The following is a 13,801-nucleotide window of genomic DNA, read 5'->3' on the forward strand; positions in this document are numbered from 1 at the left end:
AGAAAAATTAAATCAGGGAGGCATTAAAACAATGAAACGCCAATTGAAAATAAGAAGATCAGGAATTACAGCTATAAGTGTTATCGTAGGAGCAACGGCATTGCTCACGGGTTGCGGGAGCAATTCGAGCCCGACAGCAGAAGGAACTGCTTCGAATACCGCAGCGGTAAAAAAGGAACCTTTGAAATTGAGCATTATGACGTTAATGTATGCTGAACCGCCGAAGGCAGACAGTGATGTGCAAAAGAAGATCGAAGAATATACGAACACCAAGCTCGATATCTCTTGGGTGCCAAACTCCTCCTATAAGGACAAAGTCAATGTGACGATCGGTTCAGGCGAACTGCCGAAGGCCATGCTCGTGCAAAATAATAAGGACTCCAATATTTTGAGTGCCATTCGTTCGGGCATGTTCTGGGAAGTTGGCCCGTATTTAAGCGCGTACCCCAATTTATCCAAAATGAATAAGTCGGTATTCGACAATATTAAGGTGGATGGTAAAATTTACGGACTATACCGTGCCCGTGATTTATCGACCTCTGGGATTATTTTTCGAAGTGACTGGTTGAAAAACGTCGGTTTAAGTGAACCGAAAACAATGGATGAGCTTTACAACGTTTTGAAAGCCTTTACATTGAACGATCCAGATAAGAACGGAAAGCAGGATACCGTTGGCCTGACGGAAGAGAAAGTGATGGATGGTTTTAATACGGTGGCATCCTACATGGGTGCTCCGAATGGCTGGGAAGTGAAGGATGGCAAGCTGAGCCCGGACTTCCTATCACCGGAATATTATGAAGCGATGAAATTTTATAGAAAACTCTATGACGAGAAGCTCATTAAACAGGATTTCCCTGTGCTGAACAACCAACAGAAAAAAGATGATATCAATCAAGGAAAAGCAGGCGTTGTGATTTCCAACATGATTGATGCAGCGGGCTATCAAGCAACGCTTACCAAGACATTCCCTGGAGCAGATATCGATGTGGTGAGCCGCATTAATGGGCCTAAAGGGGAGAGGACATTTGGCGGTCAAGGTTATAACAGCGTATTCATGTTTCCCAAATCGAGTGTGAAAACGGAAGCTGAGCTCCAGATGATCCTCAGCTTTTATGATAAGCTGTCTGATCAGAAAATGCTTGATTTGCTCGGCTGGGGCATCGAGGGTAGACATTATAAAGTTGAAGAAAACAAGCCTGTATTCATCGACCAAAAGCTGCAGGACACAGAGGTTGGATCCAGTTATCTCCAACTGCAAGTAGCGAAATATACCGCTAAAACGACAGGTAAAGAAACAAAGTTGATGGAGAAATACGGGAAAATGATTAGAGACAACGAAGCGATTGCCGTGAATAACCCATCAAACCCGCTTGATTCAAATACGCAGACGACAAAAGGCAGCGAATTAAAACAGATCATTGACGATTCCCGTACGAAATTTGTATTAGGTAAGCTGGATGAAGCGGGATGGAAGCAGGCGATCGAGCAGTGGCGCAAAGCAGGCGGCGATAAAGTTATCGAGGAATTTAGCGCGCAGTATGCGAAGAATGCGAAGTAAAGATGTTGAAGGGGCAGATCTGCCCCTTCTTAAATATCGAATACAGTCCAAACACAATTCCCCGCAAGAGAAGGGGACTCGTTATTGCGATGTATAGTGAACGCTTACATTTCATTGAAACTTATTAAGGGGGTGATCAGGTGTAAGGACAGCCAGAAACCGAACATAATGGGCATAAAAATCTAATTTTAGTGATGGAGGTTCATTTGATGAAAAAGAAGCTCGGTTGGAAGTTGTTAGCGACAGTATGCATGTTTGCGTTAATTCTATCCTTTGTTGTGCCTGTAGAATCGGCAAATGCAGGCACGCCTTGGAGAAGCTCGTTATATCCATCTAATTGGACCCCTGGGTATAAAGATGCACAAGGCAGGTTTTTTCAGGACTTTTCTTATGCGGGCTATTGGAGAGGTGAGAAAAGTATCCCGTCCACTCCGCCAGGCGCCACCTATAACGTCGTAACCCAGTATGGGGCAGATTCAAGCGGGGCCAATGATTCCACGAATGCCATTCAGAATGCCATTGATGCTGCAGGAGCCGCTGGTGGAGGCATTGTATATTTACCTGCGGGCACATACCGTGTTAAACCGCAAGGAACAGCTACAAGTGCCCTCTGGATTAATAAGGATAGTGTCGTGCTCCGAGGTGCAGGAACATCATCAACATTCATCTACAATGATTCTACGAGTATGCGGAGTAAAGCAGTTATCCGTATTTCTCCGGTCACTTCAGCGGATTGGTTTACGCCAACGAATACCCCTACTTCCCTTGTAAGCGATGTGCATCCTCTGGCGATGACCATTCCGGTGAATAGTGTCAGTGGATATAACTTAAACGATTTTGTTATCGTCCATTCCGATGCTACGGATGCTTTTATTGCCGAGCACGGTATGACGGGTAAATGGGACTCCTCCTTGAAGGGACCGACGTTCTTCCGGAAAATCACTGGTATTAATGCATCTGCCAACACGCTTACTATCGATATTCCTATTCGTTATGATGTGAAAACAAGGGACAATGCTCGTGTATATAAGATTGGCGAAGCCGTTGCTGAGGTAGGAATCGAAGATTTGTCCATCGGCATGAAGCAGCATACGGGAACAGGCTGGGGAGACTTGGACTTCAACGTGGCAGGCACTGGGGCTTATGATGTGCATGATTCTAAGGCGATAACGATTGTTAATGCTAAAAATAGCTGGGTAGATAACGTCAACAGCTACAAACCTAGTTCGAATACCGCAGATTATCATTTGTTATCTTATGGTATTACGATCAGTCAATCGCGTACAGTCACCATCCAGAATACTCATTTTCAGAAGCCGCAGTATAAAGGTGAGGGCGGAAATGGATACATGTACGCCATACAGGGATCGGATAACTTAATTCAAAATGCGACGGCAACTAACGGAAGGCACAACTTCGATTTCAAAAGCATGTGGACGAGCGGTAACGTCATTCGCAACAGCACATCGAATACGCCTCGTTTAGCCTCGGATTTCCATATGCATTTAAGTATGGCCAACTTATTCGATAACATGACGATGAACGGTGACTTTCTCGAAGCCGTGTATAGACCGTACGGTACGGTAGAGCATGGTTGGACAACAACGCAATCGGTCATCTGGAATACGAACGGTCTTGCGTACTATCCTGGAAAGTCGTCCATTGTGACATCGAAACAATTTGGTCAAGGCTATGTGATGGGAACGCGAGGTGCGGCAAACGGCGTGGAGTATACGGTTTCACCCACGGATGGCTCCGCGCCGCAGGATTTGGTAGAGGGTATTGGTACGGGACTGGATTTGACGCCGCAATCCTTGTATTTGGACCAAAAAGCAAAGAGGGATTTAAGAGACAATCAATACACGATCATTCCTGCGAAAATCGAAGCCGAAAGCTATAGCGCGATGAACGGCATACAAACGGAAACCACAGCAGATACGGGCGGAGGACTAGACGTAGGTTGGATCGATGCGGGAGATTGGATGGACTATAATGTCAACGTACCGACAGCCGGAGCCTATACTTTACAATACCGCGTGGCCAGTCAGACCACAACCGGTCAGATTCAATTGCAGTCGGGAGGAGCGGTCTTTAATACAACATCTGTACCGAATACGGGGGGCTGGCAGAATTGGCAAACGGTTACTACAACTGTTAACCTAAACGCTGGACAACAAACCTTGCGCGTTTATGCAGGTGGATCAGGGTTTAACCTCAATTGGATCGATTTCGGCGGACAATCTGCAAATCCAAATCTGTTAACGAACCCGAGCTTTGAAACAGGAGATCTGACAGGATGGACGGAATGGCACAGCTCAGTGTTGGCGCACAAAGTAGACACGGATACTCCACTAACTGGAAGCTATAAATTAACCCATTGGGCTTCGACCGCTTACAAACAACTTACATCTCAATCGATCTCAGTGCCAAACGGACTCTACTCGGCTAGCGTATGGGTACGCTCCGGCGGCGGACAAAATGTACTGCAGCTATTCGCGAAAAACTACGGTGCTGCCGAACTCGATGCTGTTATTGGAAGTAGTCCAATCACGACGTATACGAAGTATACGATAGACAACATTCCAGTGACAACCGGTACAATTGAGATTGGCATTTGGAGTGACGCAAACGCGAGTAACTGGGTTGCATTCGATGATTTTGAATTAGTGAAAAAATAACGTAATACAATCGTTAACTAAAAAGAGATGGCTCCTGTATTCGGTATTCGCCGGGAGTCATCTCTTTTCATGTCCAATGATAACGATCGCTAATTCGATATAACATTTTGAGCTCATTTGTTACGAAATGGCCTGATTAGCTCCAAATTGTTGTACATAATTGTTGCACATTCTCCAAACCATGTAAATGGCAGAGGAGCAGCCTCTCATTGTATATATGGCTTTTAAGACACTCGATAATAACGAAAGAATCAATTAAAATGTAAATAGGGGAATTTCAATTACAAAGGGGACACAACACATGCTAAAAGCATTCATTTTCGATATGGACGGCGTCATCATTGATAGTGAGCCGATCCATTTTGATGTAGACGTACAAACGATGAAACATTTCGGGAAGGAGATCACACAGGTAGAGTTGGAGAAATTCGTGGGGATGACGAACCCTGAGATGTGGAAGGTCATTAAAGAAGAATATCAGCTCCAGCAGACGGTTGCCGAGATCATCGAGCATCAACTCTCCTCTAAAATAACGCTTTTACAAGGCATTCAAATCGAACCTATTGAAGGAATTAGAGAGCTGCTTACATCGCTAAAAAACAATCAAATTCCAATTGGAATCGCATCTTCGTCACCTAGGGTTTTTATTGAGGAAGTGTTAAAGAAGTTCGAGCTTTCCAGTTATTTTGATTGCGTGGTGAGCGGTGAGGAAGTTAATCAAGGCAAACCGGCTCCTGATGTCTATTTGGAAGCGGCCTCCCTGCTAGGTGTTGATCCAAAAAATTGTGTTGTTGTTGAAGATGCTAAACATGGTGTTGCTGCCGCTAAAGCTGCGGGCATGACTTGTTTTGGCTACGTTAATGAGAACTCGGGCCATCAGGATTTGTCGAAAGCGGATTTCATTATCCATGCAATTAGTGAGATTAAGGTTGAAAATTTACTGTAAATAGAATGGGAATTTGGAGGGGTTTGCGGACCTGGACGGAATGTCTAGGCGCAATATCCCTCTATTCATTTCCACTGAGTATAAGTGATCATGAATGTCCTCCTTATCAAAAAACATCAAGAAATAGCAAAATGTATCATTATTTTCTTCCTATCCTCATTGATATAATGGGAAAGTAGTTGAAACTAGGAGGGGGATGAATTTATGATCAAAAGGGGAAGTATGAGGTGGAAAATGAGTTTGGCACTGTCTGCACTATTAGCTATTCAAGTTGGATCTGCCGCAGTGCCACCATTATCAACTGTGATGTACGGTACGGCCAGTGCCGCAACGCAGTCCATTTCCTCAACCGTGTTAAGTGTCGAGGTAGACACAGCATTTCCGAAGGTAACCCAGTACACTTGGCTGGCTAATGGAGCTGTGATGTATGGTTCGGAGGATACGTTAAACCAGGTTTACATCAATGGCACGGCTTATACGCCAACGGTTACTTTCTCAGCTCCTTCATCAGACACAGTCTTGTATACGCTTACAATACCGTCTATTAACGTTGTTCTTACGGTACAAATGAAGGTTGTGAACAACACACTGCTCTTCGATGTTACGAATATTGCTGAGAATGGCGCAACGAAAGTGAACACACTGGAAATCCGCAATCATAATTTGCTTTCAGTGAGAAGCACTCAAACGGGGGCTGCTTTTGCCGGGAATAAAATGTACACCGCCGTTTCGGGCACGGGCGATACGATCAAGTCCGTAACCGGCAATCCAGCTGCAGATGCAGCGTCGGTCGATTACATGTATGGATTCGTGAATACGAGCCTGCTTGCTGGCGGAATATGGACGAATTCGGTCTATGAGAGCTCGGACAACGACGGACGGGTAAAAGAACAGACCGTAGCTAAGACGGGCTACTCCCGTACAGGGCTGTGGAGCGGTGCATGGATTTATCGCGCAAATGGCATAACTGCGGCAGACCCACTGCCAAGCGCGAAGGTTGTCATAACTAGCGACGCGAACAATGACGGCAGCGTGGATTGGCAGGATGGCGCGATTGCCTATCGCAGCATTATGAATAATCCGATCGGCGCAGATAAAGTGCCGGATCTCGTTGTTCAGCGCATTCCGATGAACTTCGCCAGCCAGGCGACGAATCCATTTACGAAGACGTTGGATGAAACGAAGAAAGTGTACAATGCAACTGACGGACTTGGACAGATGGTGCTGCTCAAAGGATACGGCTCCGAAGGGCATGATTCCGGGCATCCGGACTATGGTGACATCGGCCAGCGCCAAGGAGGGGCGACCGATATGAACACGCTTGTGAATGCCGGAAGCACATATAATGCTTTCTTCGGTGTTCATATCAATGGAACTGAATCTTATCCGGAAGCGCAGGCGTTCAATGAGACGCTAGTGGACAAAAACTTGCCCGGCTGGGATTGGCTGGATGCTTCGTACTATATCAATAAACGGTATGACTCCGCCTCCGGCAGTCGGCTTGCACGATTGCAGCAGCTGAAAAATCAGGTACCGAATCTGGGCTACATTTACATTGATGTCTGGCAAACCAATGGCTGGGATAGCCGTCAGGCGGCGAGAGAAGTGAACTCTCTCGGTTGGCCTTTAGCTACGGAGTTCCCTTCTGACCACGAGTACAACAGCATCTGGAACCATTGGGCAGTTGATTATAACTATGGTGGTTTGGATATAAAGGGTTTTAACAGTCAGATTGCACGTTTTCTCCGTAACCATCAGAAGGATACTTGGATCGCACGCGATCCACTGCTCGGTGGAACTGAGATTTCTGCTTACGAAGGCTGGCAAGGTAAAACGAACTTTGACTCGATGATCAATATGACGTTCGGGACAGACTTGCCGACGAAGTATTTGCAGCATTTCAAAATTATGAAATGGGCAGCTAACTCGATTAACTTGGAAAATAATGTGGCAGTGAACAATGTCAGCGGTATACGGGTGATCACCAAAGACGGACGCACCATTTTGAACGGCGGCGCCTATCTCTTGCCTTGGAACCCATCAACGGAGGATAAATTGTACCACTGGAATTCCGCAGCAGGCAGCACAACATGGACGCTTCCTGTCAGTTGGGCAGGCCTGAGCACGGTGAAGCTATATCAGCTTTCGGATCAGGGAAGAACATATGTCAGCGACCTAGCTGTAACAAGCAATCAGATCACGATTCCTGCAAGTGCGAATAAAGCTTATGTGATTTACAAAGGCTCAGCGCCTGCGAATGCAGCAGTAAATTATGGCGAAGGTGCGAGCATCACAGATCCGAGTTTCAACAATGGTAATTTAAGCGCTTGGACGGTTGCTGGCAGCGGAACTTCGGTGCAGCGTAACACCAACGGCCAATATGAGCTGCAAATCGGTAGCAGCACAGGAGCGACTACGATCAGTCAGACGCTGACAGGGCTTACGCAAGGTACGTATTACGCTTCTGTCTATGTGTCAACGGGCGGCAGTCGCAAAGCCTACCTCGGCGTCAACAACTATGGCGGTCCCGATGTAAACACGTACGCTGATAGCTCGCTGTGGAAGAATTACATCCAAGCGGATTCTAAACGAGACACGATGATGCAGCGCATGTACGTGTGGTTCGATGTACCTGCCGGCTCTACGACGGCAACGCTTTATTTGAAAACGGATGCTGGAACTTCTACAGTGACCTTTGATGATGTTCGCCTGGAGAAGACAGTCATAACACCGAACCCGAATAACGATTACTTCGTGCAGGACTTCGAAAATGTGCCTGACGGCTGGTACCCATTCGTGAAAGGGCCTGCGGGCGGCACGAACGATCCGCGTACGCATCTGATGAAGCTGCATGCCCCTTTTTCGCAAAAAGGATGGAACGGTAAAACGATCGACGATGTGCTGAACGGCACTTGGTCGCTCATGGCCCATAAGGAAGCTTCGGGTCTTCTGTACCAGACGATACCGCAAACACTGCGTTTCGCTCCGGGAACGACGTATACGGTCACATTCAGCTATGAGAATCAAGCATCTGGTGACTATGCTTTCGTCGTAGGTGACGGGACATCCGTCGTATCTACAACGAGCTTAGGTACGGTGACGACACCGACGACTTTCACCAAAGTATTTACGGCGGGTTCCTCCGGCAACAGCTGGATCGGTATTCAAAAAGTGACAGGAAACAATACGGATTTCATCATGGACGACTTGAAAGTAACTATAGGCGGTACCGTACCTGTGGATCCTGCATTAATTCCGCAGTCTCAGATGACGGCTGCCGCAACAAGCCAAGAGACGGTAAATGCGAGCAATGGGGCAGCGAATGTGTTGGATGGCAACTTATCCACGTTTTGGCATACGAAATGGGATTTATCGAATCCGCTACCGCAGTCGATAACGCTGAATTTGGGCGGCAGCTACAATGTCAATCAATTGAAGGTCATGCCTCGACAAGATGGCAATTCGAACGGTAACATAACAGGATTTAAAGTATATACGAGTACAAATGGAACCACATTTAACCAAGTGGCAACGGGCACATGGGCGAATGATGCTTCGGAGAAAAGCGCTGCGTTCACCGCAACGACAGCGACGTATGTTCGTTTGGAAGCGACTGCCGGCACAGGCGGCTGGGCTTCTGCGGCAGAAATCAACGTATATAAGGCAGCTGCGGCGTATACGCAGGATTTTAACAGCGGCATTACAGGCTGGAATCGTGTTATTGGCACAGGAACCGTGGGAGCTTTGTCGGGTGGTCTTCAAATTAACGCGAATAACAGCAGTACGGTTGTCGTAGACAGTCATTCACCGGCGAAAGCGGACGGCGTATATACGTTTAAGGTCACTCCGCAGAATGCGAACGGGCGCTTTCAGGCCGTATTCCGTTATACAGGAACGGGCACTTGGGCAGCAATTGGCTATGATCTAGGTACGACCTGGGCATGGAATAACGGAGCAGGCCAATATGGCACCTTCACGGGACCGACGCTTGCTAGCGGAACTACGTACACCATAAAAGTACAATTCACAGGGTCAACTGTGACCGTATGGGTAGATGGCACCCAAGTGTATACGGGCACTTTAAACAACATCCCTACCGCTGCTGGACAAATCGGATTCCGCAGTTGGAATGCGGGCAACATGTTATTCGACGATGTGACATATTCGGATAATTAGTCAAACCATATAGCCCCAAGAACCTCTTTCTCTGAGTGGTTCTTGGGGCTATATTTGGCGATAAGCCTAAGTTCGGGCGAAGGTGGATATCCGAGATATACGGATTTAATTTTGCGAAATCCTAATAATCTCGCAATCATAAACTCCCGCAAATGGCTAAGACAGAGTTAGAAAGCGCGGAGCTCTCCTCCATCATGATTGATGTTATAACGCTTGTCGACGAGATATTGCTAAAAATTATACACGGCGTGCAATCGCGGTCCATTATATATCGGGACATACTCGTTATGAGCCTGTAGGCAACCATCCCATGAATAAGCATGTTCGTGTTCAACCAGGCGAAATTTTGTCCGGAGAGGATTTTCCGGTTGTTATAACAAGTAACGAATGAGGGGCAAGATTATTCTTGCCTTCTCATTTTTTTGCATTCTGTCGTTTGCAAGGGAAAGTCTCACCAACCTCTAGTTAGCGGAACGTCGATTCGCCATTTTGGGAAATCTGTGTTTGAAATCGAATGAGAGGAACGTGAGTGCGCTATTTGATCATAGGGGACGATCTTGAAGCCAAAAACGGCGAACTAACGTATCGTCGTTCCTCTTCCTCATGATTTCGGGTGTATTTCGTCCAAATAGCGAACTGATGTTCCTCTTCGGGAGTTCTGGTCACCATGCAAGTACCATAAAGGGGAGAGAGTCATAATATTCAAAAATGGCTTTTGGGATAGTTGTGAAATTTGTTATATAACAATAAAATTATTTCGAAATTGTTATTGCATAAATGTTTTATTTAGTTATACAATATAACATATAAACACAATCTGTATTGGTACAATGGTTCATATGTTGAAGGGAGAGATGGGTATGAGTAGTTTGGCATCGTCGATGGAGTTTGAAAGAAGGAAATTCACAAACCTTCGCACCTATGATTTTCAGCGGTCTGTTGCAAAACGAGAAGTTTGTACGGAACACGATGAATGCGGTGAAACGGCTCTGTATCCATTGTCTCCATTGTCTTTGACACTGTACTATGCCTTTGATAATGATGTGGAAGTGGGATAATTGACCGACTGCGCAACTTAAATAATAAAATGAAAGCCTACCGAGTTCTCGGTAGGCTTTCTATTGTTATAGTATATTCACAAAAATAATAAATTTTATAAAACAATATTGAACATTGTTTTGTGATGTGTTATATATTATATAACAAAATTAATTCTGTATTAATACAATGAAGGAGGAAACAACAATGGATTGTCCAACATGCCAAGGTAATGGAGATTTAGAGGAAATGAGAAGCACAGATGAGCACTTTCACAAAGAGGGGTCGTCGATCCATTTTGGTCAGGATCGTGTACTCTGGCCCAACACTTGCCCGATTTGCGGCGGCAGCGGATTTCTAGACGTATCCTTTTAAAAAAATAAAACCCATAAAGGAGTGCATTAGGATCATGAGCAAACAAATTCAACGTGAACAACTGCAAGCAAGCTGGAATTCCAAGCGATTCGAAGGGGTGTCTCGACCCTATTCGGTTGAGGATGTGCTTCGCCTTCGTGGCTCTGTAATGATTAAGCAGACACTAGCAGAGCAAGGAGCTCGTAAATTCTGGGAGCGGGTTAACGAAGATGACTTTGTACCTGCACTTGGCGCTCTAACGGGAAATCAAGCTGTGCAGCAAGCAAAAGCAGGACTTAAAGCCATTTATTTAAGCGGTTGGCAAGTTGCCGCCGATGCGAACTTATCCGGTCATATGTATCCCGATCAAAGTCTTTACCCAGCTAACAGCGTACCTAGCGTTGTGAAAAGAATTAATCAGGCGCTGCAGCGCGCCGATCAGATCCAGCATGCGGAAGGCAAGGGAAGCATCGACTTCTATCTCCCCATTGTGGCAGACGCGGAAGCTGGCTTCGGAGGACCACTCAACGTGTTCGAACTGATGAAGGGCATGATTGAGGCTGGAGCGGCTGCTGTCCATTTCGAGGATCAGCTCTCCTCCGAAAAGAAATGCGGCCATTTGGGCGGCAAGGTGCTGCTGCCAACGCAGCAAGCCGTGAAAAATTTGATCGCAGCAAGGCTGGCAGCCGATGTGATGGGCGTGGAGACGGTGCTAATCGCGAGAACGGATGCGAATGCAGCAAGTCTCCTGACGTGCGACATTGACGAGAATGATCGGCCGTTTCTAACTGGTGAACGTTCACCCGAAGGATTCTTTTATGTACATGCAGGCTTGGATCAAGCGATCTCACGCGGACTGGCTTATGCGCCTTATGCGGATATGGTCTGGTGTGAAACCTCGGAGCCAAATCTAGAGGAAGCAAGACGTTTTGCCGAAGCGATTCATGAGAAATTCCCAGGCAAACTGCTCGCATATAATTGCTCTCCCTCATTTAACTGGAACAAAAAATTAGATGGACCTACGATAGCGAAATTTCAACAAGAGCTAGGTAAGCTGGGTTATAAGTTCCAATTCGTAACCTTGGCAGGCTTCCATGCGCTGAATCACAGTATGTTTGAACTCGCTCACGATTATAGAGATCGTGGCATGGCTGCTTACTCTCAGTTCCAACAAACGGAATTCGCTAGTGAATCTCGCGGTTATGAAGCGACACGCCATCAGCGCGAAGTAGGAACGGGCTATTTTGATGAAGTTTCTCAAGTCATTACCAGCGGTACTTCTTCCACAACTGCACTTTCTGGCTCCACAGAAGAGGAGCAATTTGCCCATTAATAGCAATGCCAGAAGGCTTAAGGAGATGAGGATATTGATCGATCAAACCATGCTAAGGGGAATTGAAATCGAACCGACTTCTACGGAGGGGCAGAAGATTCTCACCCCAGAAGCACTAGCATTCGTGGCGCTGCTTGAGCGCACATTTGGAGCAAAACGCCTTGAGCTATTGCAGCAGCGCAACCTGAGGCAGAGCCGTATTGATGCAGGCGAGCTGCCGGACTTTTTAACGGTAACAGCAAGGATACGCAGCAGCGATTGGACTATTGCGCCGATCCCTGATGATTTGCAAGATCGTCGCGTCGAGATAACAGGTCCAGCTGGCGACCGTAAAATGGTCATTAACGCGTTCAATTCTGGTGCTTTCGTCTATATGGCAGACTTCGAGGACGCTAACTCGCCAACGTGGAACAATACGATCGACGGTCAAGTGAATTTGTACGATGCTGTTCGTCGAATGATCGCTTTCACCAGCCCGGAAGGGAAAAGCTACAACCTTCAATCTCAGACGGCAGTGCTCAAAGTTCGTCCACGCGGTTGGCACTTGGAAGAGAAACATATGCAGGTTGATGGGCATCCTGTATCCGGTTCGTTATTTGATTTTGGCCTATTCTTTTTCCATAATGCAATGGCACTTATTGAGCAAGGAAGCGGACCCTATTTTTACTTGCCTAAGCTTGAGAGCCATATCGAGGCGCGTCTTTGGAATGAAGTGTTCCTATTTGCTCAGCAGGAGCTGGGCATTCCGCAAGGTACGATCAAGGCTACGGTGCTCATCGAGACCATCGTCGCTGCCTTTGAAATGGACGAAATCTTGTATGAACTTCGCGAGCACAGTGCAGGCCTGAACTGCGGACGGTGGGACTATATCTTTAGTTATATTAAAAAGCTGCAGAAGCAGCCGCACGTCATCGTGCCCGATCGAGCGCTCGTTACGATGGAATCGCCGTTTATGAAAGCTTATTCGCTGCTCGCCATCCAGACTTGTCATAAGCGGAATGCGCCTTGCATCGGGGGTATGGCCGCACAAATTCCGGTGAAGAATGATCCGGAGGCAAACGAAGAAGCAATGGCGAAAGTAAGAGCAGATAAGCTGCGCGAGGTGAGAAATGGTCACGATGGCACATGGGTGGCTCATCCTGGATTAGTCCCTATCGCCAAAGCGATATTCGATGAGCATATGCCTTCAGCCAATCAAATCGACAAGCAGCTTTCTGGTACCAAAATTACCGCTGAACAATTGCTTGAAGTGCCGCAAGGGCCGATAACAGAGAAGGGGATTCGGACGAACGTCAGCGTCGGCATTCAGTATTTGGAAGCTTGGCTGCGCGGTTTCGGTGCTGTACCGATCAACAACTTGATGGAAGACGTGGCCACTGCGGAAATATCTCGTGCGCAGCTTTGGCAGTGGATCCACCATCCACTAGGAATTTTGGATGACGGGCGTAAAGTAACGGCAGAACTATTTCAACAGATTCAGTTTGAAGAGATGGCAAAGATGAAAGAAAAGCTTGGGGAAGAGATGTTCCAGCAAAGGAAGTTTGACCAAGCGAATGTTCTTTTTACCCAGATGACGGTTTCACCTGAATTTGAAGCTTTTTTAACCGAACAAGGGTATCGATATTTGTAATTGGAGTAATTTGAGACAGGGCCTTCATGAGGCTTCTGTCTTTTTTTATTTGAATATACTATAATTATTTCAATGTTATAGAACAGTT

At 46.5% G+C, this 13,801-nt stretch carries 8 protein-coding genes; all 8 read left to right on the forward strand.

Going from position 1 to position 13,801, the window contains the following annotated elements; genetic code table 11:
- Nucleotides 1–31 precede the first annotated feature (31 nt).
- The 8 genes from AC58U0_RS11515 (at nucleotide 32) to aceB (ending at nucleotide 13,713) form a co-directional block, all read left to right on the forward strand.
- A complete protein-coding gene (locus tag AC58U0_RS11515) occupies nucleotides 32–1,558 on the forward strand; it encodes an extracellular solute-binding protein (protein ID WP_497379129.1) in 1,527 nt (508 codons plus the stop codon).
- Nucleotides 1,559–1,767: 209 nt separating this feature from the next.
- Nucleotides 1,768–4,236 (forward strand): carbohydrate-binding protein, encoded by a 2,469-nt coding sequence (locus AC58U0_RS11520; RefSeq protein WP_497379130.1) that lies wholly within the window; start codon nucleotides 1,768–1,770, stop codon nucleotides 4,234–4,236.
- Nucleotides 4,237–4,537: 301 nt separating this feature from the next.
- Nucleotides 4,538–5,182 (forward strand): HAD family hydrolase, encoded by a 645-nt coding sequence (locus tag AC58U0_RS11525; protein ID WP_497379131.1) that lies wholly within the window; start codon nucleotides 4,538–4,540, stop codon nucleotides 5,180–5,182.
- A 204-nt stretch (nucleotides 5,183–5,386) separates the two neighbouring features.
- Complete coding sequence (locus AC58U0_RS11530; RefSeq protein WP_497379133.1) at nucleotides 5,387–9,358, forward strand: endo-alpha-N-acetylgalactosaminidase family protein; 3,972 nt, start codon at nucleotides 5,387–5,389, stop codon at nucleotides 9,356–9,358.
- A gap of 860 nt (nucleotides 9,359–10,218) precedes the next feature.
- Nucleotides 10,219–10,416 carry a hypothetical protein gene (locus AC58U0_RS11535; protein ID WP_497379134.1) on the forward strand — a complete coding sequence of 66 codons (198 nt, stop codon included), beginning with the start codon at nucleotides 10,219–10,221 and terminating at the stop codon, nucleotides 10,414–10,416.
- A gap of 187 nt (nucleotides 10,417–10,603) precedes the next feature.
- On the forward strand, nucleotides 10,604–10,771 hold the full coding sequence (locus AC58U0_RS11540; RefSeq protein WP_156411099.1) for a hypothetical protein: 168 nt from the start codon (nucleotides 10,604–10,606) through the stop codon (nucleotides 10,769–10,771).
- A 34-nt stretch (nucleotides 10,772–10,805) separates the two neighbouring features.
- A complete protein-coding gene (gene aceA / locus AC58U0_RS11545) occupies nucleotides 10,806–12,083 on the forward strand; it encodes an isocitrate lyase (protein WP_497379135.1) in 1,278 nt (425 codons plus the stop codon).
- A 49-nt stretch (nucleotides 12,084–12,132) separates the two neighbouring features.
- Nucleotides 12,133–13,713, forward strand: coding sequence for a malate synthase A (gene aceB, locus AC58U0_RS11550; RefSeq protein ID WP_497379182.1), 1,581 nt, complete (start codon nucleotides 12,133–12,135; stop codon nucleotides 13,711–13,713).
- The last annotated feature ends 88 nt before the right edge of the window (nucleotides 13,714–13,801 follow it).

It is taken from the genome of Paenibacillus sp. J31P190, from assembly GCF_059692075.1.